The organism is Phaeobacter sp. BS52 (assembly GCF_045040595.1).
In the GTDB taxonomy this organism is placed as follows: domain Bacteria; phylum Pseudomonadota; class Alphaproteobacteria; order Rhodobacterales; family Rhodobacteraceae; genus Phaeobacter; species Phaeobacter piscinae.
Genome location: NZ_CP090662.1, coordinates 3,019,179 through 3,042,956, shown reverse-complemented (window position 1 = coordinate 3,042,956; position 23,778 = coordinate 3,019,179). Strand labels below are relative to the sequence as shown.

Annotated in this window: 18 protein-coding genes, 2 tRNA genes and 4 pseudogenes; 9 read left to right on the top strand and 15 right to left on the bottom strand. The window is 56.6% G+C overall.

The annotated features are described in order from the left end of the window. Positions 1-44 precede the first annotated feature (44 nt). The 3 genes from L0Z65_RS14640 to L0Z65_RS14630 all read left to right on the top strand — a co-directional run bounded on the left by L0Z65_RS14640 (position 45) and on the right by L0Z65_RS14630 (position 7,522). Positions 45-1,337 carry a hypothetical protein gene (locus L0Z65_RS14640; RefSeq protein ID WP_405108729.1) on the top strand — a complete coding sequence of 431 codons (1,293 nt, stop codon included), beginning with the start codon at positions 45-47 and terminating at the stop codon, positions 1,335-1,337. Positions 1,338-1,457: 120 nt separating this feature from the next. Beyond that, the gene (locus L0Z65_RS14635; protein ID WP_405108726.1) at positions 1,458-5,624 is read left to right on the top strand and encodes a hypothetical protein; all 4,167 of its coding nucleotides are present in this window, start codon (positions 1,458-1,460) and stop codon (positions 5,622-5,624) included. Next, positions 5,621-7,522, top strand: a complete 1,902-nt coding sequence (locus tag L0Z65_RS14630) for a hypothetical protein (protein WP_405108723.1) — start codon at positions 5,621-5,623, stop codon at positions 7,520-7,522. Before L0Z65_RS14635 ends, L0Z65_RS14630 begins: the two co-directional genes overlap by 4 nt. A 101-nt stretch (positions 7,523-7,623) precedes the next feature. On the opposite strand, the gene L0Z65_RS14625 is transcribed toward L0Z65_RS14630, so the two are convergent. The 7 genes from L0Z65_RS14625 to L0Z65_RS14595 all read right to left on the bottom strand — a co-directional run bounded on the left by L0Z65_RS14625 (position 7,624) and on the right by L0Z65_RS14595 (position 11,063). Beyond that, the gene (locus tag L0Z65_RS14625) at positions 7,624-7,914 is read right to left on the bottom strand and encodes a hypothetical protein (RefSeq protein ID WP_405108720.1); all 291 of its coding nucleotides are present in this window, start codon (positions 7,912-7,914) and stop codon (positions 7,624-7,626) included. A gap of 70 nt (positions 7,915-7,984) precedes the next feature. Next, on the bottom strand, positions 7,985-8,299 hold the full coding sequence (locus L0Z65_RS14620; protein ID WP_405108717.1) for a hypothetical protein: 315 nt from the start codon (positions 8,297-8,299) through the stop codon (positions 7,985-7,987). Beyond that, positions 8,300-8,761 (bottom strand): hypothetical protein, encoded by a 462-nt coding sequence (locus tag L0Z65_RS14615; RefSeq protein WP_405108714.1) that lies wholly within the window; start codon positions 8,759-8,761, stop codon positions 8,300-8,302. It lies immediately after the preceding gene. Between the two features lie 38 nt (positions 8,762-8,799). After that, positions 8,800-9,510, bottom strand: a complete 711-nt coding sequence (locus tag L0Z65_RS14610) for a relaxase/mobilization nuclease domain-containing protein (RefSeq protein WP_405108711.1) — start codon at positions 9,508-9,510, stop codon at positions 8,800-8,802. Further along, entirely contained in the window at positions 9,507-9,833 is a 327-nt protein-coding gene (locus L0Z65_RS14605; protein ID WP_405108708.1) for a plasmid mobilization protein, read from the bottom strand. Before L0Z65_RS14605 ends, L0Z65_RS14610 begins: the two co-directional genes overlap by 4 nt. A gap of 140 nt (positions 9,834-9,973) precedes the next feature. Beyond that, entirely contained in the window at positions 9,974-10,831 is an 858-nt protein-coding gene (locus L0Z65_RS14600; protein WP_405108705.1) for a hypothetical protein, read from the bottom strand. 155 nt (positions 10,832-10,986) lie between these two features. Further along, a tRNA-Arg gene (locus tag L0Z65_RS14595) sits at positions 10,987-11,063 on the bottom strand. 145 nt (positions 11,064-11,208) lie between these two features. Between L0Z65_RS14595 and L0Z65_RS14590 the strand changes: the two are divergent. Further along, positions 11,209-12,236, top strand: a pseudogene (locus L0Z65_RS14590) (LacI family DNA-binding transcriptional regulator). Next, positions 12,236-13,462, top strand: coding sequence for a winged helix-turn-helix domain-containing protein (locus L0Z65_RS14585; protein WP_405108702.1), 1,227 nt, complete (start codon positions 12,236-12,238; stop codon positions 13,460-13,462). The pseudogene L0Z65_RS14590 and the gene L0Z65_RS14585 overlap by 1 nt, the downstream one beginning before the upstream one ends. Positions 13,463-13,492: 30 nt before the next feature. On the opposite strand, the gene L0Z65_RS14580 is transcribed toward L0Z65_RS14585, so the two are convergent. From L0Z65_RS14580 to L0Z65_RS14555, 6 genes and pseudogenes are all read right to left on the bottom strand, one after another. Continuing rightward, positions 13,493-13,933 (bottom strand): thioesterase family protein, encoded by a 441-nt coding sequence (locus L0Z65_RS14580; RefSeq protein WP_096790078.1) that lies wholly within the window; start codon positions 13,931-13,933, stop codon positions 13,493-13,495. A gap of 97 nt (positions 13,934-14,030) precedes the next feature. Beyond that, positions 14,031-15,537 (bottom strand): annotated as a pseudogene (locus L0Z65_RS14575) (TRAP transporter large permease). Next, positions 15,534-16,118, bottom strand: a complete 585-nt coding sequence (locus tag L0Z65_RS14570) for a TRAP transporter small permease (protein ID WP_096790079.1) — start codon at positions 16,116-16,118, stop codon at positions 15,534-15,536. Before L0Z65_RS14570 ends, L0Z65_RS14575 begins: the two are co-directional and overlap by 4 nt. A 70-nt stretch (positions 16,119-16,188) precedes the next feature. Next, a pseudogene (locus tag L0Z65_RS14565) lies at positions 16,189-17,236 on the bottom strand (TRAP transporter substrate-binding protein). A gap of 349 nt (positions 17,237-17,585) precedes the next feature. Then, positions 17,586-18,276, bottom strand: a pseudogene (locus tag L0Z65_RS14560) (fumarylacetoacetate hydrolase family protein). Between the two features lie 217 nt (positions 18,277-18,493). Continuing rightward, positions 18,494-18,569, bottom strand: a tRNA-Lys gene (locus L0Z65_RS14555). Positions 18,570-18,780: 211 nt separating this feature from the next. Here L0Z65_RS14555 and dapF point away from each other — a divergent pair. Genes dapF through L0Z65_RS14535 form a run of 4 tightly spaced genes read left to right on the top strand, consistent with a single transcriptional unit; the run spans position 18,781 to position 21,457 of the window. Beyond that, the gene (gene dapF / locus L0Z65_RS14550; protein WP_405108698.1) at positions 18,781-19,626 is read left to right on the top strand and encodes a diaminopimelate epimerase; all 846 of its coding nucleotides are present in this window, start codon (positions 18,781-18,783) and stop codon (positions 19,624-19,626) included. Further along, entirely contained in the window at positions 19,623-20,888 is a 1,266-nt protein-coding gene (mtaB, locus tag L0Z65_RS14545) for a tRNA (N(6)-L-threonylcarbamoyladenosine(37)-C(2))-methylthiotransferase MtaB (protein ID WP_405108695.1), read from the top strand. Before dapF ends, mtaB begins: the two co-directional genes overlap by 4 nt. 43 nt (positions 20,889-20,931) lie before the next feature. Continuing rightward, positions 20,932-21,138, top strand: a complete 207-nt coding sequence (locus L0Z65_RS14540; protein WP_405108692.1) for a hypothetical protein — start codon at positions 20,932-20,934, stop codon at positions 21,136-21,138. Continuing rightward, positions 21,128-21,457, top strand: a complete 330-nt coding sequence (locus L0Z65_RS14535) for a hypothetical protein (RefSeq protein ID WP_405108689.1) — start codon at positions 21,128-21,130, stop codon at positions 21,455-21,457. Before L0Z65_RS14540 ends, L0Z65_RS14535 begins: the two co-directional genes overlap by 11 nt. A 171-nt stretch (positions 21,458-21,628) precedes the next feature. Here the strand turns inward: L0Z65_RS14535 and L0Z65_RS14530 are convergent, their stop codons facing one another. Both L0Z65_RS14530 and petB read right to left on the bottom strand, forming a co-directional pair. Then, a complete protein-coding gene (locus tag L0Z65_RS14530) occupies positions 21,629-22,420 on the bottom strand; it encodes a cytochrome c1 (protein ID WP_096872893.1) in 792 nt (263 codons plus the stop codon). A 22-nt stretch (positions 22,421-22,442) separates the two neighbouring features. Beyond that, positions 22,443-23,774 (bottom strand): cytochrome b, encoded by a 1,332-nt coding sequence (gene petB, locus L0Z65_RS14525; RefSeq protein WP_405108686.1) that lies wholly within the window; start codon positions 23,772-23,774, stop codon positions 22,443-22,445. Positions 23,775-23,778: the final 4 nt, after the last annotated feature.

The following is a 23,778-nucleotide window of genomic DNA, read 5'->3' as shown; positions in this document are numbered from 1 at the left end:
TGCCTTCAATTAACGTAACCGAGCGTAGCCTATCTAGAACTCAGATGGAACAAAAGAAGCAGCAAACTAGCTTCTTCCCAAACCAAATCGCTATGGGGTCATTTGCTCCGCATTCGACATTAGTTGAGGTCGGGTGCTTTCGTACTGGTGACGTCCGCGATGCCTTGAAGGCAAAGGACTTAATGCCTGTTCGAAAGGACATTCAGGTACTTTGCCATGAGATGACTCACTGGTTTGACTTCTTCGGGACAACGTGGGGTAGGGAATATATTGTCGATATTTGTCGCGCCTATCGAGCATTGGAGCGCGGTACAGAAACAGAATTTCCGAAAATATTGAAATTGTTCGATATTGATAGGTCTGTTCTGTCCCCATTGTACTACCGCTTCACTAGCGCGCCATCGGTTGCGCATACGGCGGCCCGACCATGGTCGATAGACTATGTCACGGGTGCGGAAATAGACCCAAATGGGGGAACACGCGAAGATAGGCCAATCTTTATGGCCAAGTTCGGCGAAAATCCTTCGCGGCGGACATTTGCGAGACAGCCAGTATCAGTAGGTGCTCTGCTCGAGGTTAGGGCTATAGCATCGGAGATTGACGCAGCCCTCACCGCGATAAACACCCATCAGGAAGAAGGCCCTCGGATGGTTGAGATGACTCTTGCCAATAGGGAGTTCAATGAACTGGCCTACGATCATGATCTTATCGAATATAACACAGCTGCCCACATTCTATCGATTCAGGCAGGAACGAAGGAACTTTTCCTAAGTACGAGGTTGGCAGCAGCACTTGCCTTTATAGCGTTAAACCTAAGGCATTCTGATTTTACGAAAATCAAGATCCCTGACGCGTTTTCACGCTTTGGAAAGAGGAACAAAGCGTTCAAAAAGCGACAAGATAGAGGGTTCGCTTTTGTGGCCATGGTCTTCAATGGCGGTAGATACGATGGCGACGAGATGGAGTATATCGAGCGCTGTGTGGCATCGTCGAACCTTGGCACTCCTACTGCTATCGTTGAAGCTGCGGCAGAGGAGATGAGGAACCCAGTCTGGTTCTCAGGCGGAAATGAGAACACAGCACACTTTTTTCGTGAGTCGGCAATGAGTGGGCACATTATCGAAGCACATTCTGAATTTCCTCTTTATCGTCTCACGCTGCAATCTATGCTCGAAAAGCTCCGAGCGGTGTGTCCACCATTTCTTGATTCCGAGGCAAATTTTGTTCAACTCAATGAGGGCCGAATTGATGAGTATCAGCCAGAAATGATGCATGATGCGGCACATGCCTTACGGGCCTATACTCGAAATCTCCTCACTGGGTGCCGAGGAATCTGAGTCCTTGCCAATGCAGTCCAATGGTCAAAGCTCGCACCCCATCCGAGAAATAGCTTTGAACCACCCAAAGGGCTATATAGCGTACTTACGTCTCCCGACTCATCTAGATAAGGTGCCAAAATGCCGACGCCAGTAACTACCGATCTTCCCCCACCGTCCAATTGGGATGAGTTTGAGGTTATATGCGCCGATCTCTGGGGTGAGATATGGGGTGATCGCCACACCCAGCTATACGGTCGCCAAGGGCAACGGCAAAACGGCGTAGATATCAAAGGCGTGGACGATAAAGGCAAGCAGTGTGGTGCTCAATGCAAAGGTAAGAAGAATTGGCCCCCATCGAAGTTGACCGTAAAAGAAATTGATAGTGAAATAGCGAAGGCAAAGAAATTTCGACCTGAGCTAAACGAATTTATCTTACTTACGACTGCTCCGAACGATGTAATTGTCCAAGACCATGTCGCGGCACTGAACAAATCCAAATCCAGCGGTATTGGTTTTCGTGTCGAAGTCTACTCATGGGATGAGATCCGTAGGCGGCTTTCGAACTACCCTGAGTTGCTTCAGAAGCACTATCCAAAAATTTTTAGGAAACCAGTTGCAGCTGAAGTTTTTGATAGAGAGTTGCAAAACAACTTAAACAAGATCGTCAGCGCGCGTTATTTCGGAGGGTTCGATACTGAGCAGAATGCTTTGCAGCTTGCTGAACGGCTTACACACGGAGATCTCTTGGATGCATCTCCCTCAACGAGAATGGCTGGCCTCGCCTGGTGTGCTCGACTGTTGTCGGTTTCCAACCGTGACGTTGCTCAATCAGTTCTAGCTGCCGCCAAAACTCTCGGAACATGTGAAGAAATCGCAATCGCTGACGCGTTCTTGACCTCTGCAGAAGGTAAGGTGAACGATGCGCTTGCTTCCCTTAATCGTATCGACACCTCAGAAACCCGATCAGCGGCATTCATTATCCAACTCAACCATGCTGGGCCGAGCGACGCGCTACATTGGAGCGCTGAAGCTGGATATGGCTGGAAGGACTACGACAATGGGGGGAGAACACGGCTAATACTTGCTGCTTCAGAAACAGGAAACTGGAGCCTTCTAGAGTCCTGCCTGGAGGCACTAGGCTCGGCAAATGAATCTCTGCCCCCGGCCCTCGCCTCCGTTTCTGCGCGAGCAAGCTTACAGCTCGCACTGCCGGAAGAGATGAGGGCATCCCTCGATCACACACCGCCATTCTTTGCCAGAGAATTCCGTCTTTCGTCTGCTGTTCGTGCTGACGGCTATCGTGATCAAGCCATCAAGTTGTTTCAGATTGCTGCAAAAGAACTACATGCCATTGGCCTGGACGGCTCTGCGTTGATCCAAGAGGACTTTGAGCTTTGGCTCAAGTTGTCCGCGACAAACAGCCGAGAAGACGCAAAGAAAGAGCTGAGGGAGCAATTAAAGGACAGAGCACTTAGGATGCGCCGTGCAAATTTGGCCCTCCAATTCGGCGTAGAAATTGATCGTGATCAATTAATGAAAGAGCTCGATCAGGAGATTGCTCGAAGTGGTGGCGGCAATATCGACACCGGGTGCACCGCTCTTGCAATCGCATTGACGGCTAGCTCCCCGAAATCGGCACTTTCAGAGTTCAGAAAGCGACGTGTAACAATTGAAAGAGCTATTTCCGAAGAGAACTTGCTGGGTATCGAAATCGAGCTTTTGGCTCGAACTGAAATGGGTGTCGAGGCAAGACACCTACTTACTAACAAGCGCGAATTGCTTAGCGATGAAAAGGTCGACGACCTCGATCGAATGATAAGAGTTGCGGAAGGTGCCGACCCGTCAGCGTTGCTCAGGGCTCAGTTCGAAGCAGATAATAACCTGCAGACACTCGCCCATCTGGTAGACGAGTTATTTGATAGCCAAGCTTGGGAAACGTGCCACAGATATGGTGCCGAACTATTCGAAAGGACAGAGAGCTTTGTCGATGCGAAACGATACATACGGGTTTTGACTGAAACAAAGCGGTTTTCGGATGCAGTTGGAGTATTAGACGCACATCCTCATCTCTTGGAAGATCGGGAACTTAAGAAGGTCTTCTCTTGGTCCCTTTACGAGATAGGCGAGGTGGTCAGAAGCATCGAAATTGCCGAAGGGATGTTGTCGAAGGAGCATGACCCTGAGCTGTCTAGAATGTTGACCAACGCATATGTTGCGAAGGGAGACTGGGAAAAGCTTCCACAACAGATCGAAGACAGTTGGGACAATCGCGTCCAGCTGTCTGCCCAAGAGCTACTGCAAGCCGCTCAACTGGCACAAATCACAGGACACAGTCGGGAGAAGGAGCTTGTCAGAGCCGCTGTTGCAAAATCCGAGACGGATGGTTTTGCGTTTGCAGGTGCCTACTTTTTGGCATCCAAAGGCGGTTGGGAGGAAAGTGGTGAAGTCTCGACATGGCTTCACAAGGCGATTTCGTTGTCCGGCGACGATGGTCCGATGTATCGAGCTGACTTACGCGAAATCGTAGACAAGCAGCTGGGCTGGAATGAGCACGCCACTCGCACTGTAGACATGCTTCGCGCCTCTCAATGCCCAATATTTATGGCTGCAGAAGCGCTCAATCGACACCTAGTCGACTTCACTATCAGTCGATCGGAAGCAAATAAATGTGAGGATAGGCGGGCTAATGTCATGGCTATTCCCAGTTTTAGCGGAAAGAGACAACCCTTCTCTATTGACGGGACTGACGTCGGCCTTGACGCGACATCGCTCATGACGTTGCAGAGCCTAAATATGCTTGATGCGGTTTTTGAGCATTTTGGACAAGTGAAGCTTCCTCATTCAACTATGGGCTGGCTATTGGAGGAGATTTCAGAAGTTAGATATCACCAACCTAGTAGGATCGAACGCGCCGAGGCCCTGTGCCAACTTATCCTAGATGGCAAGGTCAAGGTTTGCTCCGTACACCCTTTTCGCGTGACTAAACTCGAACAAGAGATTGGTGACGAACTAGCAGCTTTGGTGGGAAATGCTGACAATGATCGCTCAAAAGGTGGTCTGGCGTTCGTCGTTCGAGGGTTTCCAATTTCTAAGGTAGGCAGCTTGGGCGATGAAACCGCCAACTTATCAGGTTGGGATCATCTATTCGTGTCAACGTCTTCTGTCGTCGAGTTTCTTCACCAGGAAGGTCGGATTTCAAGCACTATACGCGATACCGCTCTTGAGTATTTAGCGCTTCAAGAAGCGTCCTGGCCCGAAGAAGGTGTTCTTAATAGCGGTTGTAACTGCTATCTAGACGACTTGACGATCTCGCATCTGCAGCATCTCAACCTGCTCGATCTCTTCTGTGGTTGTGGTGTGAACGCGATGATTGACGAAACAACCCAAGCTGAATCAATGGCGCTTCGAAAACACGAGCAGCATTTATCAAAGGTTGAGGCTTCTCTGGTTGAACTTCGTCAGACGCTGTCTCGCGAAGTATCGTCGGGTCGAGCTGCCGTCCTCGCGAACGACAGGGGCGAAGATAGTCCCGACGATGATCGACGGTTGTGGTCCCACCCTACAATGTCAGTTTTTGGTTCCATGAGTTCACCTGATGCCATCGTGGTTGACGACAGATTCCTGAATAGACATGCAACGGCGGACAGACACGACGGTCGGAGCACGGTTTACTCGACCTTAGACATCCTCAAGACCCTTCAGACTAGCAAAAAAATTTCCGACGATGATTACTTTCGTGCTTTAAATGACTTGAGGCAGCGTGGGCATCTCTTCGTTCCAATAGAATTGGAAGAACTGCGGGCTTACGTCGGCGAGGCGTCTATGAAGGAAGGGCAGTTACGTGTCGGCCGAAACCTACTCCAAGTTCAAGCGTATTACCTATTCGCTAGATTTTCTGAGTGTCTCACAGTTCCAGACGACGTGCATTGGCTCCTGCAGTCAAACCGTATCGTCAACGATATCATTGGAGAGCAATGGAAAGGTGCTAAGGACCTCCAATGCAGCAGGGCTATCTCTAGCTGGCTGTTTGATCTGGTTGATCTAAGGCTTTGGACGGGTGACAATGGTCCGACTGTTCAAGACAGCGGCGTCGAAGGTCTGTTAATCGCAAACATAGTGGGCCTTTTGGCGACGCCTGAAGATGCATCCAAAGAAGAACGAGAAGCCTATCTAACCTGGCTGGATGAGGACATCGTTCAGCCCCTGAAAAACCGGCATCCAGAAGTTTTTAAAAAGATCGTCAGCTACTCGAAAGACTTAATGGAAAACATGCTCGCGGCGCAAAAGAGAACGGTTGATGCATGACTGATCGAGAGTTAACCTTTGCAGCCGTCGTTACATTGGAGCTTTTTCCTGCGTCGATTCGCGAAGCAATCATCGCAGAACACAGTTTCATGAGACAATTTGGGCTGCCAGTCTCAACAACGGTGACTTTTCTTCCCAATGGCAACAAATTCGAGGTCAAGGACCTGTATAATTGTGCCCAATCTGTGTTCGGAGGGACAAAACACGTTGAGCTCAAAGAGGCGGAAACTGACGATGTTTGGGTTGCGGATGGATTCGACCAGGAGCAAGCAACGTTCCTTTTAAGAAATGGGAAATCCGAGATCACTATTGGTGGATATTGGTCACTACAAGCCGATCCAGCTAAACGATTAAGAAGCTTTGAAAGCCTCGCTTCCGAGGTTCGGCTTCCGCTTAGTCTTGTCGTGCACTGGTCTGCAAAAATCAAAACGAGCAAGTTGAGCTGTCAGGAACTCGTTTTGCTTGAACAAGATATTGAACGGTCGTTTGTAGCCGTTGATTCGCAGATCCGCCGAGAGATCAATAGCGGAAGTAGCAACCTTGAAACGCTGGTATCGAGCGACCCCTTGTTCTGGCGAACGGCATACCCCACCACGACTGATGCCCCTGCGCTCACTCAATTCATAGAGCAGGAAGTTAAGACGCGGATTGTCGCAGGTACAAAGGCTTATGGGGTGAAGTTCTGCCCAGAAGCCTTGAGGCTTTGCATTCATAGTTCTGTTGCCACAGCCATCGGAAATGCGAGTCTTTCCAATGATGATTGCGCGAAGCTGGCCGAGCATGTGGAACGATCAGGGTCAATGTTTTCGAAGCTTGGGTTCGTTGAAGCCATGTTGGCCCGAGATGATCTCGACGCTTCACTACAGAAACGAGTTGCGGGCATAATTGACTTCGTTGTGGACGAGCCGGAAGAAGGTCGTTTTGCATTGCTGAGCAACCTGTTCTTCTTTGTGAGCGGCCGGATAAGCCTGTCGTCAAACTTCAACGGATCACCCGTTTTTACCAGGCGCTTAGTCGAATTTTCTCACGCATCGTTTCTGGAGGAAATCCTGATATCTGAGCGGGTTGATACAAACACGGTTGCTTTCGAACTGGCGCAGCGAGCTGCACGCCGCGCATTTGTAGTCGGCCATCTCGATGCTCATTCTGAAGCTAGATGGATGCCAGAGTTTGCTACGCCGCACCAGCTGAAAGCAGAATTCATCTGCCGGATAAACAATGCCATCACAACCAAAAAATCCTCTCTGAAAGGTACCCCTCTAGAACAATTCGTCTTGGAGGGATCCGATAAGAGGCTTTCGGATAAGTTGAAGTTTCCCTTCTCCTTCCTTCCTGGTCCTCTCGAGGGCGGGACAGATCAAGCGGGGAGTTTGCCCGAGGATTGGAAGAACCTTATCGAATTGGAGCTTCGGAAAGACCCTCCAGGTTTGGGAGGCTTCAACGCCCTCGTGAACGGAGGTGCAGTTTTTAAACTTCCAGCAGAATTGGTCTCCCTATCTGTGGCAGCACTCAGGCGTATCGACCTCGCCGCCAACAATGATGAGAGTTTTTCAATTGGTGCCTTTATCGATGGCCTAGCACGCGTAGCTGCAGTCTGCAAAAATGAACAGCTTGCCGAGGAAGTTTGGCATTTGACTCAGAGAGTACTGCATCGAAAGCCAGAGGATTTGGAAAGTGGGGCTCTTTTCTCATTGCTAACGACGCTGTCTGCCGTTTATGAAATCTCGCGACGAGATTCCAAGCTAATTGAGATGATCGAATTTCTATCGCATTGCCGTTTGACCAAAGAACAAAGCTTCCACCTCGGTGCGTGTATTGAAGATTTGCTGGATTTACGACCTGATTTTTGGGCGAGGCTTGGAAAAGCTGTCGCACTGCTCAAGGCTCAGCAAGTCTGACCGCCACTGTTGGATCATCTGATCAATGTCGGCGTCACCAAAAGACGCGTAATCTTGCGTTCGCGCAGCTAAGATGAGCGTACCAACGGTGATGCCGCTAGCTAGTCACTTTTCACTAGAACCACCTGACCCACTTCCATTGCTTGCGCATTTAATTCCAACTCGCGAATGACGTACTGACCTGCACGGCCGGTGATATGGCGGCGGTAGGTTTTGCCTGTTTGGTCGATGAACAGGCAGCGAATGTCGCTGTAATTGCCCCAGACGCCAGCGATGGCCATTAGTGGGACGCCTTCTGGCAAACGATCGACTTTTTCATAGCCTCGATAGTCGATGCCGTATTCTAAGGCTTGCCGGAAACCGAGGGTGAATTGGGGATGGTAGAATTGCATGCGGTGCCTTTCTACGGCTGGGAAATTCGTCAATGCGAATGCCCCGCGCTGCGGTGGCTAGCCCGTGCATCTAGTTCTCGTTCAGCCGCTTCTCGGCGTCTTTCGCTAGTTTCCAGCTGGTCTCTAACCCCGCCTGAAGCGTCTCGTAATTCTGCTCCTCGCGCAGCAAGTCGGCCAATGTGGTGACGGACATAAGATGTGATTTCATCAATAGCGCCACGCAATGCGCCAAGCCATTCACCTTGCTTTCGATCCTGCTGGTCGAGCGTTTCTCCAAGGCGTGCAATTCCTTGGCCGAGCTCTCGCAGGCCGTCACCAACCGCTCGACGGATGTGAGCAATTCGCGCTCCAATGCTGTCAGGGGTGTTGTCGGTGGATTGGTCATCTAAGGCTCCATGATCTCGATGCAGATGATGGGCGTTTGCCCCATCGTGCAGGTCTTCAGTTCGGTCCGGTTCGGGTCCAGCGTCACCCATGTCTGCCCGGACTGTTCGATCCGTGTCAGGCCAAGCTTCGTGATCTCCGAGCGGGTGATTAAACCCGTCCAAAACCAACTCGCTATCAGCACCGTCGCGATCCAGGTTGAGACCATCCCCACAATCACCCAGGGCGAGATCGTCAGCCAGCGCCGGATCGTCTCGCTCCGCCTCTCCAACTCGCTCTTGCTGTCGCTGAGAAAGAACCTGATATCGGTCTCGATTGTATGCAGCGCGCTGGTCGCAATGCTGCTGAAATCGCTCCTGAAGCTCTCTAGCTGAGATGCCATCAAGGCGGCGTGATCGCTCCGGATCGTTTCCAGGTCCGCGTTCAATTTCTCGGCGAGGCGGTTCGGCTTGCCAGTCGTCATGGAAAATCTCTCCTTTCAATCGCCAGCGCTCGCCGGTGTCAGGGTCTTTGGCGGTGATGTAATTCTTGCGCACGGGGGATCTCAAAACCAGCGTCGGTAAGTGCGTCGACCATACTGGCGCGGTCGGTGATTGTGCCGACGCTGATCTGATCCAGGATCCAGTCGTGAAGCGCTTCGCGACCTTGCGCCCGCGTCGGCGCTTCAATCGTCGCCCTCACTTCGCGGGCGCGTTCTGGCTCCAAAGGGTCTGCCCAACCGTGCGTCTTGTTCAAAAGATCGCGCAGGCTGGCAAAGGCGTTCTCATGCCCTGGCGGCGCGATGTTCAGTGCCTTCCCGGTGCTGAGCTCAAGGCGTGGGGCGCAGAAGTGCAGCTCGACGTTGCCCACGTGTGTATGGCGCACCCAAAGGCAGTCATATTGATCCCTGTCCAGCCCAGCAAAGGCCAGAGCCTCAAATAGCTCAATGGCCTCTTGCTGGGCGTCGGGACTGGGATCATCGCTGTCCGCAAAGCTGATGACGCCTGCCGTGTAGCTCCACTTGTTGGGGCTCGCATCGATCAGGTCGCGGGTCTGATCGGGATTGCCGTGCAGCACCTTGGGAAGCGGGTCGCGGATTTTGGTTTGCGGCTGGCCGGTCGCGTCGCGGATGAGGTTGCGGTTCTCATCATAGGCCAGAACTTCGCGAGCTGTCAGGTAATCCACGGGAGCTGCACCGCCGCCAGTGCCGGTGGAGAAGAACGAGATGATCATTCGCCACCGCCTGTGTGTGTCGCCACGATCTGCGCCATCCGCCGCTCGATGACCACCAGTTGTGTCGCGACCTTGAGCGCATCGATCTGGCTCGCGCGGCCGGATTTGACCGCGCCGTTGATCCAGCGGGAGAGCTGATTGAGGTTGCCGCCGACGCGGGCAATCGCAAAGGTCAGCTTCGGGTCAACTCGCGGGACGGGCTTGCGCCGCCGTGCCTCGACCAGCCCCAAAGCCTCGCGCATCAACGTGGCATTGGGCAGGCCAGCGGCGCGTGCCTTGGCCACAAGCGCGGCCTTTTCCGACGGGGTGCATCGAAAGATCACGCTCTCGGAAAGGCTCCTTTTGACGCCGCTTGCACGCGTCTGGTTGGGGTTTGAAGGGGAGGCTTGCCGCCCCTCACAAGTCCCGCCGATGTAATCGGTGGGTAACCTTGCTCTTTGCTCTTCGTGGGGATCGGTCGCACTCATGCTCTGAGCCCCGCCGCTTTGACTTCAGCTGGGCTTACTAGGTTTGCGGCCAGCAAAGCGGCTACTTGGCCGGGCGTGATGTGGCGGCATAGCGGATGGCGGTCCGTGACCCAGTCGGCCAAACCTTTCAGTAATTCCACCTCTTTGGCCTTGCCAGCTTCTCGTGCCTCCTCAACGCCGTGGAGGTATTTCAGCCAACGGCCAGACGTGAACCAATTGTCGGAGAAGCACACCTTCGAGCGGGTGAAACCCTCGCTCTCGCTCGCGTAAGCCCGCACTGCTTCCTCGAAGTCCTTGGCATCCACTCCATCGGCCAACGCTTGGCGGATTTGTGAAAGGCAAACCGCTTTGCCGCGAATGCGATCCTTGGGATAGGCAGACAAAATCTTTTCAGAGACTTCGTCCTCCACCGCCGCCTTCGCGTGCGAAGGATTTGGTTTTTGATATGGTTTATATCTGTTCTTATAGGATTTGCCCTCTGGGGCAGATGGCTTGCCCTCAGGGGCAAATGCATCATTTTCCCTTTCGGTCGGATCGATATGCCCATTTGGGCAAATGGAGTTGCCCAGGGCATACCAACAGGTCCGATCATAACGATCATCGCTGAAATTGCCCTTGATGATCAGCTCTGCGCTGACCAGCTTTTCGAGCGCCGTTCGGATCTGCTTCTCGCTCAGATAGGGGAACAACTCACTAAAGGCCGAGATCGAATTGTAGGTCCAATAGCGACCGTCTCGAAGGTTGCGGCGATTGGCTTGGTTCTTCTCGATCCAGAAGGTGATGTTCTGGAAAATCACCGCCGCGTTCAGGCCAACACGTCCCGCGATTTCGGGGGCAAAGCTATGGCGGCTCATGATTGGCCCCCGAAATACGCACAAACGTGCGAACTTTGTACAGGTTTTGTACGAGATTTCCGCCGTTTCAGCAGAATTCGATGCGAAAGCTCACGGGACTTTCTGCAAACCCCTGCACAAAGCCCTGTAAATAAGCCATATTTTTCAGGTGTTTTTGGTGACCCCGGCAGGATTCGAACCTGCAACCTGCCCCTTAGGAGGGGGCTGCTCTATCCAGTTGAGCCACGGGGCCTGATCAGGGCCAGCCTGTTTACGCGATAGCAAACCCGTCATGGCAAGACAATCCTGAGGAATTGGATTTCGCGGCAGCCGTCCCCATTGTGCAGCCTGCGCTGTCTGCGCTAACCTAACGGGAACAACAATGTGAGGCCATCGACGTGACAACGGACAACAAGCGCCCGCTCACTCTTCGTGACGTATCCGAAGCCACCGGGGTGTCAGAAATGACCGTCAGTCGCGTATTGCGCAACCGGGGCGATGTGTCGGAAAAAACCCGCCAAAAGGTGCTGAGCGCGGCCAAGGAACTGGGCTATGTCCCCAACAAGATTGCTCGGCGCGCTGGCCTCCAACCGGGTCAATCTGGTGGCGGTCATCATCCCGTCGCTCTCCAACATGGTTTTTCCCGAGGTGCTGACAGGCATCAATTCGGTTCTGGAAAATACCGATCTGCAGCCGGTTGTGGGTGTCACGGACTATCAGCCGGAGAAAGAGGAGAAAGTCCTCTATGAGATGCTCTCCTGGCGGCCCTCTGGCGTCATTATCGCAGGCCTTGAACATACTGAAGCCGCGCGTGCCATGCTCAATGCGTCGGGCATTCCGGTGGTTGAGGTGATGGACACCGATGGCAAGCCGGTGGATGCGATGGTTGGTATTTCACATCGGCGCGCAGGCCGAGAGATGGCGAAGGCGATCCTGAAAGCGGGCTACCGCAATATCGGCTTCATGGGAACCAAGATGCCGCTGGACCACCGCGCGCGCAAACGGTTCGAGGGCTTTACCGAGGCCCTCGCCAAGGAAGGCGTGGAGATCATGGATCGCGCTTTCTACTCCGGTGGCTCTGCGCTGGCCAAGGGCCGCGAGATGACGCAGGAGATGCTGGACCGCTCTCCGGAGCTGGATTTCCTCTACTATTCCAACGACATGATCGGCGCAGGTGGTATGCTCTACCTGATGGATCAGAAAATCGACATTCCCGGTCAGATCGGACTTGCTAAGCTTCAACGGGGTCGAACTGTTGCAGGGGCTGCCACGGCAGTTGGCCACGATGGATGCCTGCCGTCTGGAAATCGGGCGCAAGGCGGCTGAGATCATTGCCGCCCAACTCGACAATCCGGATGCCGAGATCGAAAAGCACGTAACCCTGACGCCCACGATCACCTTTGGTGACACGCTCAAGCGGCGCTGATGGCGGTCGCGCGGCTGGACAACCGGGCCGCGCGGCGCCTGTTCATGGATCGGCATGCCCTGCTGGAGCAACCCAGCGGGTCGGCCAAGGGTGATGCACTGCTGGAGCTGATCACCCGGCTTGGTTTTGTGCAGCTGGACAGCATCAACACCGTCGCCCGCGCCCATGACATGATCCTGTTCTCACGCAGGCCCAGCTATCGGCCTGCGGCGCTGAAACGGCTTTATGAGCAGGATCGCAACCTGTTCGAACATTGGACCCATGACGCCGCTGTCCTTCCGATGGAGTTCTACCCGCACTGGCACCTGCGGTTTCAGCGCGATGCCGAGGTGCTGCGCAAAAGATACCGCAACTGGCGCCGCGACGGGTACGAGGCGAAGTTCCAGCATGTGCTGGATCATATCCGCGACTATGGTGCGGTCAGCTCCTCGGACGTGGGCAAGGACGAGAAAAAGGGCACCGGCGGCTGGTGGGACTGGCACCCATCAAAAACCGCGTTGGAATACCTCTGGCGGTCCGGCGCGCTGGCGGTGGTCGGGCGCAGCGGATTTCAGAAACGCTATGATCTGAGCGAACGGGTCATCGACAGCCAATATCTCCCCGCGCAAGGCTCCCCCGCGCCCGAAGAAACGCTGGACTGGCTGTGCAACGCGGCGCTGGATCGTCTCGGCTTTGCCACCTCAGGAGAGCTGGCCGCCTTCTGGGCCACGGCCTCCCCAGCGGAATGCGCCACATGGTGCAAACAGGCGCTGGCGGATGGGCAGATTGAGCCGGTCGATGTCACGCTAACGGACGGGCGCAGCCGCCGTGTCTTTGCCCGCCCCGGTGCTGTCGAACAGGCCGCCGCGCTGCCGCCACCCCCCGGCCGCATGCGTGTCCTCAGCCCGTTTGATCCGGCCCTGCGGGATCGCAAGCGCGCGGAAGGGCTGTTTGGGTTTCACTACCGGATTGAGGTTTTCACCCCCGCCGCCAAACGCCGCTACGGCTATTATGTCTTCCCGCTGATGGAAGGCGACCGTCTGGTGGGTCGCATCGACATGAAGGCGCACCGTCAGGCGGGTGACCTCGCAGGCACCCTGTATGTCACCGCGCTTTGGCCAGAGCGGGGCGTCAAATGGTCTCCGGCACGGCAGAACCGGCTGGAGGCCGAGCTGGAACGGACCCGCCGTTTCACCGACATGGAGCGGGTGTCATTTGCGGATGGCTGGCAGCGCGAACCGCTCTGACATCGGCTCTAACACGGGATATTCCCCGCCCTAGGCGAGGTCGGGCCGCAGCAGCGGCTCAATCACTGCGCGGTAATCTTCAGGCGCAGGTTTGGCGCTGAAATCCTCTGGCGCGATAAAGACACAGACGAATTTGCCCTCAAAACAAAGGGTGCCATCCTGCCGTGCCTCAACCCGAAAGGTCACGGATTTCTGACCCAAAGCCACGGGCCAGACCGAACAGGCCAGCCGATGGCGCGGTGTGACGGGAGAGCGGAAATCGATGCTCATATGCACAAAGGGCGTGCCGGTGCCACGGTCCAGCTCCATCTGATACCAGCCATCGCCATCCAGCTGATGTTCCCACCAGGCATCAATCGCCTGCAACGCAAACCCCGGCAAATGCCCGGTGTAGGCGATGCGCGCCGGGTCACAGTCTCCCCAGCCCACACGGATCTCATGGATAAAATCGGGCGTCTGGCTGTCAGTCATTCTGGGCCTCGGATCTGGAAAAACGGGATTGGAAATGGCAACGGCCACCCATCAGACCCGAGGGTCAAACGGATGGCCGCGAGAGTGAACCGCGCCGTCAGCGCATCAACATCAACGGCAGCAACGTGATGATCGGAAAGGCCACCAAGATCACAACCCGGATCAGGTCGGAGGCGACAAAGAACATCACCGCCTTATAGGTATCGACCATACGGGTGGTGCGATCCATCGCGTTGATCACAAACAGGTTCATACCAACCGGCGGCGTGATCAGGCCAACCTCGACCACGATCAGAACCAGAATACCAAACCAGATTGCGACGTATTCGGTCTCCATCCGGTTCGCCATCCCCTTGGTCACGCGAATGCCCAGCTCTTTCATCTGCTCGCGGGTCAGCTCAGCGCCGGTGGCAATCGCCTCCTGGATTGAGGCAAGCATTTCCGCCCCCATCCCCTGTGGCACACCCGCCTTCAACACCTCCATCGCGGCCTCGGCCTGCATGGCGGGCAGGTTCACCAGACCAAAATCCATCGCCGAAATGACAGGGTAAAAGATCGGGATGGTCAGCAGGATCATCGACAGGCTGTCCATCAGGCAGCCAAACACCAGATAGAACGCCAAGATCAGCATCAGCACCATCCAGGGGCTCAACCCTTGTGAGACCACGAAATCAGCCAACTCCTGCGGCACCTTGGTGAGGGCGAGGAACCCGTTGTAAAACCCGGCCCCCAGCACGATAAAAAAGATCATCGCGGTCGAGCGTGCCGTCACCATGAAACTATCGGTCAGGGTCTCGCGATTAAGCCCGCCGTTCAGCCAGGCAATCAGCCCGGTCCCCAACGCGCCAACGGCGGCGCCTTCGGTCGGGGTGAACCAACCGAGATAGATCCCGCCAACCACCAGTCCAAAGACCAGAAGGACCGGCCAGACGTGAAACAGCGCCGCAAACCGCTCGCCCCATGGCACAGGCGGGCGGGTGCCGAGCACTTCCGGGAAAGACGCGGACGTAGATCGAGATTGCAATCACATAGCCGATGGCCGCCAGAATACCGGGGATGAAGGCCGCCAAGAACAGTTTGGCAATGTTCTGTTCGGTCAGGATCGCGTAGATCACCAGTACCACAGAGGGCGGGATCAGAATACCAAGGGTGCCGCCAGCCGCCAGCGTCGCGGTGGAAAACCCACCGGCATAGCCATAGTTGCGCAGCTCCGGCAGCGCCACCCGCCCCATGGTGGCCGCAGTTGCCAGCGACGAACCGCAGATCGCGCCAAAGCCCGCACAGGCGCCGATGGCGGCCATGGCAACGCCGCCCTTCTTATGGCCAAGGAACCCCTCCGCCGCCTTGAACAGCGCGGTGGACATCCCCCCCAGCGTCGCAAAATGGCCCATCAGCAGGAACATCGGCACGATGGTCAGTGAATAGGAGGAGAACGTCGAATAGGTCTCGCTTTTCATCCGGCCAAAGGCAACTTGGGTGCCATCGGTCACGATGATCAACCCGACCAGACCAACCAGAAACATCGACAGGCCAATCGGAACCCGCAGGAAAATCAGCATCATCAGGACGGGAAAAGAGGCAATCCCGATTTCAAGCGCAGTCACTGTTCGCCCTCCACGCCGTCCCAGACAAGGATGCGGCCAGTCATAAATTCAATCGTACGTACGGCGGCCATATAAATGCCCACCACGGCGGCCACGCTGGCCGCGACGAGGCTGGCGGCATAGGCCCACCAGACCGGAAACTCGAGCAGGAAGGACGTCTCGCCATTCTGGAACTTGCTCAGCGCACCGGCCCCAAGCCGGACCGCGATCAGCACCAGCACTGCGGCAAAGACGATCTCCGTCACCATTCGCAGGAACCGCTTGGCTCCCCTCGGAAAACTGTTGGTCACAATATCCACTGACGCATGGCCTGCCGTGATCTGACACAGCGGCAGAAAGGCAAAGATCGCAAAGGCAACGCCCGCCTCGACCACCTCGAAGTCCCCGTTGATCGGCCCGACACCGATCGCGATCAGCCACTCGGCCAGATCCGGCGCGATGCTCTGCATCAGGGCGCCGTGCAGCCCCCCGTTCAAGAGACGCCCGGCAATCGACAGACATGTCAGCAGGATCAGAAGCGACAGCACAACGCCGCCCGCCATGGCCATGGATCTGGCCAGTCCCATCATCAGCTTGTGCATGGAAAGCCTACCCTTTCAGGTGGGGGGTGGACCTGCGGATAAACGCAGCCGCAGGTCCACCGGTCTTGGCTCAGTTGTCGTACTGAGCAGTGTATTTGTCGATCAGATAGGTGGCCTGCTCCAGCAGCGCGTCACCATCGACCCCTTTGGCCTTCATATCATCCAGCCACTGTTTGTAGATCGGCTGCGACGCCTCACGCCAGATCGCGGTCTGCTCTTCGTCCAGAGTGATGACATTGTTGCCTTCGTCCAGCGCGAACTCCCGCGCGGGAGTGTCGGCATCCGCCATGGTCCCACCGGCAAAGACGGAGAATTCCAGACCGGAATTCTCATCAACAGCCTTTTTCAGATCGTCAGGCAGGCTTTCGTACTTCTCCTTGTTCATCGCCAGAACAAAGGTCAGCGTGTAAAGCGCGCGGCCAGTGAATTCGGTGTGGTTCTCAACCAGCTCCGGCACTTTCAGCGCGGTGGTGACTTCCCACGGAATAGTGGTGCCGTCGATCACGCCTTTGGACAGCGCTTCGGGGATGGCCGGAACCGGCATGCCGACAGGGGTGGCGCCCAGCTCGGTCAGCAGACCATTCACAGACCGGCCACCGCCGCGGATTTTCATACCGCGCAGGTCGTCGGGGGATTCCACCGGATCAGTGGTATGGATGATGCCCGGACCATGGACCCATGTGCCCAGGATTTTCACGTCCTTGAACTCGGTGTCCTTCATATGTTCGTCGAACATCTCCCAATAGGCGTGCGACGCCGCGCGCGCATTGGTCATCATGAACGGCAGTTCGAACACCTCGGTCGACGGGTAGCGACCGGGCGTATAGCCCACCACGGTCCAGACGATATCTGCAACACCATCAATGGCCTGATCCATCAGCTCTGGCGGTTTGCCCCCCAGCTGCATCGACGGATAGCGGTCAATTTTGATGCGGCCATCGGAAGAGGCCTCAACCTTGTCGGCCCAGACATCCAGAATCAGCTTGGGCACATTCGCCTGCGCCAAGCAGAAACTGGTGCAGCTTCAGCGTCACCTCCTGCGCCATGGCGGACGTCGCGCCCATCGCCATGAGTGCAACGGCCCCCGCCGCGCCAAGTAGCTTTCTCCGAGTGGTCATGTGTTTCCTCCCTCTGACCTTTGTTCGTTTCATTTATCGCCATCGGACCCCGCCGATGCAACAAACGCCCTTGCCCTGCGACACTGTGCAAACGCGGTCATCCCGTCCCGGATCACCACGATAGCACCCCCTTGCCTCACCAGCTATTAGGTGCATTTGTAACCATCAACAGATGATTATGCATTTCTGCCACATGATTTCGCGATCCTGCGCAGTCCGCGCGGTGTGTTGAAAGAAAAATACGTTACAGGATGATCGAAACAAGCGGTAATTCGGTTACTAAACTCGCGCCATAGGTGTGTATTGATGTTAAACTCACCATGACGCCTGTATATCGCGCGCCGATCCCTCAGCGCAGCGTCAACCGCACCGGCATCAACCCGTCAATTCCGCCTTCGATATAATCGCCTGCGACAACCGGTCCGACACCAGCCGGGGTGCCTGTCATGACCAGATCACCGGGCCGCAGCTGATAATACCGTGACAGGTGGCACAGTATGTCCTCAACCGACCAGATCAGCTCCGCAAGCGAGGCGTCCTGGCGAGATCTCATCGTTGACCCGCAACCAGATCCGCTGTTCCCCCGGCGCGCCCCACTCCTCCGCCGCGCGCAGCGGCGCAAAGACACTGCCGTTCTCCAGATCCTTTCCCAGGCTCCACGGGCGTTGCTTCTGCCGCTCACCCAGTTGCAGATCCCGCCGTGTCATATCCAGCGCGCAGCCGTAGCCCCAGATCGCCGCCCGCGCCTGCGCCACCGTCGCATCCTGCAACGGCGCAGCAATCGCCACCACCAGCTCCATCTCGTGGTGAAAATTCTCTGTCCCCTGCGGATAGGGCACCTCGGCACCGCTCAGCACCGCGTTGGCTGCTGATTTGGTGAAATAGAACGGCTTTTCACGATCCACCTCAACGCCCATTTCAGCCGCATGGGCAGCATAGTTGCGCCCGACACAAAAGATTCGGCCAACCGGAAACCCGGTCTCCTGACCCTCCACCGGAATCACGGGATTCGCAGGCAGCTCAAACATAGGCGACACCATCACAGGCTCCTTACCTCTGGGACAAAACCGGCAACCGCCCGCAGGCCGCACCGCTTTGCGTTAGCGCTCGCCGCACCCTAGCAACCCAAGGAAGCCCCCGCGACCACAGAGCCACGAAAACAGAAAACTTTTGCAAGAAAAGACTGAGAAACACCCAGCAGCGACAGCTGCGGTGTCTGGTAGATTATCTGGCAATTTTCAGTGGAAAGAGAGGAAGTGGTGAGCCGTGCAGGATTCGAACCTGCGACCCACTGATTAAAAGTCAGTTGCTCTACCAACTGAGCTAACGGCCCACTTCTTCGTCGGAACGATGTGTCGTTCCTTGGTCGCTCTTTAAGGACATAATCCAGAAGGATCAAGCACTTAATTTGCTTCGGAGCGGCGCGACCGTGTCAGTCTTGCTGTCCCGATAGGCGGCGTATCTAGGGGTAAGGGCTGAGACGGTCAACCCCTTTTTTCAAGTTTCTTGCTGCAAGGGTGGATTCATCTTCGGCGGAGGTCTATATGCCCGAAATGACCATAGGATCAGACACCCGCTTGCCCTTTATGAAAATGCATGGCCTCGGCAACGATTTCGTTGTGGTGGACGCGCGCGATCAAACCTGGGACATCACCCCGGTCATGGCTGAGGGAATCGCCCATCGCCAGATGGGGATCGGATTTGATCAGCTGACGGTCATCACCAAGGGCGACGAGGACGCACATCTGACGTTCTACAACGCCGATGGATCAACCTCTGCCGCCTGTGGCAATGCCACCCGCTGTATTGCACGCCATCTGCTGGATGAAAGCGGCAAGACCCACCTGCGCCTGACCACCGATCGTGGCCTCCTCCTGGCGGAAGATGCCGGAAACGGGCTCACCTCCGTCAACATGGGTCAGCCGCAGCTCAACTGGCAGGATATCCCGCTGGCCGAGGATGTCGATACGCTCGAACTCCCCATCGAAGGGGCGCCGACCGCCACCGGCATGGGCAACCCGCATTGCACCTTTTTTGTAGAAAACGCAGAGGTGATCCCGCTCGCTGAATTTGGCGCCCGCTACGAACACCACCCGCTGTATCCCGAACGCACCAATGTGCAGATCGCCCATGTGGTCGCCCCGGACCATCTACGGATGCGGGTCTGGGAACGTGGTGTGGGCATTACGCTGGCCTCCGGCTCCTCCTCCTGCGCAACAGCCGTGGCCGCTGTGCGTCGCGGGCTGACGGGACGCAAGGTGCAGATTGATCTGGACGGCGGCACGCTCTGGATCGACTGGCGCGAAGACGGCGTCTGGATGACCGGCCCCACCATGCATGTGGCCGACGGCCATTTTACCCGCCAATTCCTCGAAAGCCTCTCCAAGTGACCAACGCCCCCAAGTTCACAACACTCGGCTGTCGACTGAACGCCTATGAGACCGAAGCCATGAAGGAGCTCAGCCAGCAGGCCGGGCTGCAGAATGCCGTCGTGGTGAACACCTGCGCTGTCACGGCAGAAGCGGTGCGCAAGGCCCGGCAGGAGATTCGCAAGCTGCGCCGCGAAAACCCGGATGCGCCGATCATCGTCACCGGCTGCGCCGCCCAGACCGAGCCCGAGACCTTTGCCGCCATGGACGAGGTCACGCAGGTCATCGGCAATACCGAAAAAATGCAGGCGGGCACCTGGCATCAAATCGCCAAGGGACCTGATTTCATCGGCACCACCGAAAAGGTGCAGGTCGACGACATCATGTCCGTGACGGAAACCGCAGGCCACCTGATTGATGGCTTCGGCACCCGCTCGCGCGCCTATGTGCAGGTCCAGAATGGCTGCGATCACCGCTGCACCTTCTGCATCATCCCCTATGGTCGCGGCAACTCACGCTCGGTTCCGGCGGGGGTGGTGGTGGATCAGATCAAACGGCTGGTGGACCGGGGCTACAATGAGGTGGTGCTGACCGGCGTCGACCTCACCTCCTGGGGCGCGGATCTGCCCGCCACGCCCAAGCTGGGCGATCTGGTGATGCGCATCCTGAAGCTGGTCCCGGATCTGCCCCGCCTGCGGATCTCCTCAATCGATTCTATCGAGGTCGATGAAAACCTGATGCAGGCGATCGCAACAGAACCCCGTCTGATGCCGCATCTGCATCTGTCCCTACAGCACGGCGATGACCTCATTCTGAAACGCATGGCCCGGCGTCACCTGCGCGACGATGCGATCCGCTTCTGCGAGGAGGCTCGCAAACTGCGCCCGGAGATAACCTTCGGTGCCGATATCATCGCGGGCTTTCCGACCGAAACCGATGCCCATTTTGAGAACTCGCTCAAGCTTGTCACCGACTGTGATCTCACTTGGCTGCATGTTTTCCCCTACTCAAAGCGCGAGGGCACACCCGCAGCCCGGATCCCCAGCCAGGTCAATGGCAATGTGATCAAGGACCGCGCCGCCCGCCTGCGCGCCGCTGGGGACACCCAGGTTCAGACGCATCTGGCCGCCGCAAGGGGCAAAGCTCATCAAATTCTGATGGAAAATCCCCACATGGGCCGAACCGAACAGTTCACCGAAGTCACCTTTGCCTCGCCCCAGGTCGAAGGGCAGATCGTGACCGCCACACCAACCGGGATCACAGGCACGCAGCTCACGGTCTGATCGCGCGCTGACCGCGCCTATACGTCGGGAGATAGATGCATCAATGGCTCTCATTCTCTTTCTTCATGGCGCCTCCAGCAGCGGTAAATCCACACTTGCAACCGCATTGCGGGAACAGGCCTCGCGGCCCTTTCTGCATCTCTCCATTGATCACCTGCGCGACAGTGGCGCCTGGCGGCCTGCGGATTATCCTGATTGGCCCACAGCGCGTCCGGCGTTCTTTGCCGAGCTTCCACCGCATGCTGGCTAAGCTTTGCCGAGGCCGGGAACGACCTGATTGTCGAACATATCCTCGACACACCCGCTGGCACGCGGAGCGACAGGCCCTGCTGAGCCGCCATGATATTGTCTTTGTCGGGCTGCGCCCGCCGCTCGCAACGCTCACTCAGCGCGAGAAGATCCGCGGCAACAGACCAGCAGGCAGCGCCGCACGAGATGCGGCACATGTCCATGATGGCCTTCTATATGATCTGGAGTTTGACGGCAGCACACCGGTCACAGATATGGCCCAAACGCTCCTCACGCATCTTCAGACCCCAAGGCCCCGCTCCTGCTTCTTCGCCGGGTAGCAGCCTCAGCGCGCCCTGCCCCCGCCCTCTGCCCCGTCACCTTTCCCAAAATACTCCGGGGTGAATGCCCGCAGTGCAGAGGGGCAGCGCCCCGTCCTAAGGATCAAAAAGAAACCCCCGCAGGGCAGGACCGTGCGGGGGTTTCATGTTCGTAACTGACAGAGAACCGGCTTAGCTGGTTTTCTTGCCTTTGTGCGGCGCCCAGAGACGCTTGTTGGTCAGATACAGCAGCACCGACAGCAGCGTCAGGAACAGCACGCCGACAAAACCTGCCTGCTTGCGTGCCATCATCTTCGGCTCTGCGGTCCACATCAGGAAGGCCGCGACGTCTTTCGACAGGCTTTCCACATCGGTCGGCGCGCCATCGATGAACTCGACCTGCTCATCCGAAATCGGCGGCGCCATGGAGATCCAGCCACCCGGGAAGGCGGTGTTCTCATAGAAGGTGGTGCCAGCTTCTTCCTTGGTTTCACCCGTGTAGCCCGCCAGCAGAGAGGCGATATATTCAGCACCGCCCATGCCTTTGAACATCTGGTTCAGACCCAGGCCATAAGGCCCGTGGAAGCCTGCGCGCGCCTTCGCCATCAGCGACAGGTCAGGAGCACCAGCGTTGTTGTTCTCCGGGAAGTGGTCCGTCGGTTTTGCCGGGCGGTCCTCATCCAGTTCCGGGTCATAAACGCTGAAGTTGTCAGCCGCGTAGGCGCGGACCTGATCCGCAGGCAGGTTCGGTCCGCCTTCGTCTGCCAGCGTGCGCAGCGGCACCTGTTTCAGACCATGGCAGGCCGCGCAGACCTCGGTGTAGATCTGCAATCCGCGCTGCAGCTGGTTGGTGTCATAGGTGCCGAACGGGCCTTCAAAAGAGAAGTCGTAGTCTTCGACATGGCCTGCCCCGCCTGCCGCAAAAGATGCGGCAGGAACGAGCGCCAGAGCGAAGGCGGCACCGGTTGCAAGTTTTTTCAACATGGTTGCTGTCCTTCTCAATTACTCAGCCGGCTGTGGCGTCAGCGCCAGATTTCTTGCCGTAATGGGCATCAAAATCGGCTTCGATGGTCTCGGGGATGGCCATCGGCTTCTCGATCACGCCCAGCAGGGGCAGAATGACCAGGAAGTAGCCGAACCAATAGGCCGACGCGACCAGGGAGATCGACGCATAGGGTTCTTCCGCAGGCATCGCACCCAGCCACATCAGGGCGAAGAAGTCGATGACCAGCAACAGGAACCACCATTTGAACTGCGGACGGAAACGACCGGAACGCACACGGCTGGTGTCCAGCCAAGGCGCCAGCGCCATCACGGCAATCGCACCAAACATCGCCAGAACACCAAAGAACTTGGCATCCACGATACCACCGGTGACGAAGGACGCGATCTGCACAACCCAGACTTCAGAGGTGAAGGCCCGCAGGATCGCGTAGAACGGCAGGAAGTACCATTCCGGAACGATATGCGCAGGGGTCTGCAGCGGGTTGGCTTCGATGTAGTTGTCCGGGTGCCCCAGGTAGTTCGGCATGAAGCCGACGATGGCCCAGAAGATCACCAGCACAACCGCCAGACCAAGGAAATCCTTGATCACGAAATACGGCCAGAACGGCAGCGTGTCTTTCGCAGCATCTTCCTTGGAGCTGCGGCGCACTTCAACACCGGTCGGGTTGTTGTTGCCTGTGGTGTGGAACGCCCAGATATGGACGATCACGAGACCGGCAATCACAAACGGCAGCAGATAGTGCAGCGAGAAGAAGCGGTTCAGCGTCGCGTTATCCACGGCCGGACCACCCAGAAGCAGGGTCTGGATCGGCTCACCGATGAACGGGATCGCGCCAAACAGGCCGGTGATCACGGTCGCGCCCCAGAAGGACATCTGACCCCAGGGCAGAACGTAGCCCATGAATGCGGTGCCCATCATCATCAGATAGATCAGCATGCCGATGATCCATGTGATCTCGCGCGGCGCCTTGTAGGAACCGTAGTACAGCCCCCGGAAGATGTGGATATAAACTGCGATAAAGAACAGCGACGCGCCATTGGCGTGCAGGTAGCGGATCATAAAGCCGCCGTTCACGTTGCGCATGATATGCTCAACGGAGGAGAACGCCAGATCCACATGCGGGGTGTAGTGCATCACCAGAATGATACCGGTGACAATTTGCAGGGCCAGACAGAAGGCCAGAACGATGCCCCAAATCCACAACCAGTTCAGGTTCTTGGGCGTGGGGATCATGATGGTGTCGTAGATCAGGCCGACGATGGGCAGACGGCTGTGAAGCCACTTCTCGCCACCGGTTTTCGGCTCGTAATGATCGTGCGGAATGCCGGACATATGT

What these genes read in the sequence shown, in the direction of transcription:
- L0Z65_RS14610 (WP_405108711.1), bottom strand. Translation starts at nt 9,510, where the DNA reads ATGATCATCTCGTTCTTCTCCACCGGCACTGGCGGCGGTGCAGCTCCC.
- L0Z65_RS14585 (WP_405108702.1), top strand. Translation starts at nt 12,236, where the DNA reads ATGGCGGTCGCGCGGCTGGACAACCGGGCCGCGCGGCGCCTGTTCATG.
- dapF (WP_405108698.1), top strand. Translation starts at nt 18,781, where the DNA reads ATGCCCGAAATGACCATAGGATCAGACACCCGCTTGCCCTTTATGAAA.
- L0Z65_RS14630 (WP_405108723.1), top strand. Translation starts at nt 5,621, where the DNA reads ATGACTGATCGAGAGTTAACCTTTGCAGCCGTCGTTACATTGGAGCTT.
- L0Z65_RS14600 (WP_405108705.1), bottom strand. Translation starts at nt 10,831, where the DNA reads ATGAGCCGCCATAGCTTTGCCCCCGAAATCGCGGGACGTGTTGGCCTG.
- L0Z65_RS14615 (WP_405108714.1), bottom strand. Translation starts at nt 8,761, where the DNA reads ATGACGACTGGCAAGCCGAACCGCCTCGCCGAGAAATTGAACGCGGAC.
- L0Z65_RS14540 (WP_405108692.1), top strand. Translation starts at nt 20,932, where the DNA reads ATGGCTCTCATTCTCTTTCTTCATGGCGCCTCCAGCAGCGGTAAATCC.
- L0Z65_RS14535 (WP_405108689.1), top strand. Translation starts at nt 21,128, where the DNA reads ATGCTGGCTAAGCTTTGCCGAGGCCGGGAACGACCTGATTGTCGAACA.
- L0Z65_RS14570 (WP_096790079.1), bottom strand. Translation starts at nt 16,118, where the DNA reads ATGCACAAGCTGATGATGGGACTGGCCAGATCCATGGCCATGGCGGGC.
- L0Z65_RS14635 (WP_405108726.1), top strand. Translation starts at nt 1,458, where the DNA reads ATGCCGACGCCAGTAACTACCGATCTTCCCCCACCGTCCAATTGGGAT.
- L0Z65_RS14580 (WP_096790078.1), bottom strand. Translation starts at nt 13,933, where the DNA reads ATGACTGACAGCCAGACGCCCGATTTTATCCATGAGATCCGTGTGGGC.
- L0Z65_RS14620 (WP_405108717.1), bottom strand. Translation starts at nt 8,299, where the DNA reads ATGACCAATCCACCGACAACACCCCTGACAGCATTGGAGCGCGAATTG.
- L0Z65_RS14640 (WP_405108729.1), top strand. Translation starts at nt 45, where the DNA reads ATGGAACAAAAGAAGCAGCAAACTAGCTTCTTCCCAAACCAAATCGCT.
- L0Z65_RS14625 (WP_405108720.1), bottom strand. Translation starts at nt 7,914, where the DNA reads ATGCAATTCTACCATCCCCAATTCACCCTCGGTTTCCGGCAAGCCTTA.
- L0Z65_RS14530 (WP_096872893.1), bottom strand. Translation starts at nt 22,420, where the DNA reads ATGTTGAAAAAACTTGCAACCGGTGCCGCCTTCGCTCTGGCGCTCGTT.
- petB (WP_405108686.1), bottom strand. Translation starts at nt 23,774, where the DNA reads ATGTCCGGCATTCCGCACGATCATTACGAGCCGAAAACCGGTGGCGAG.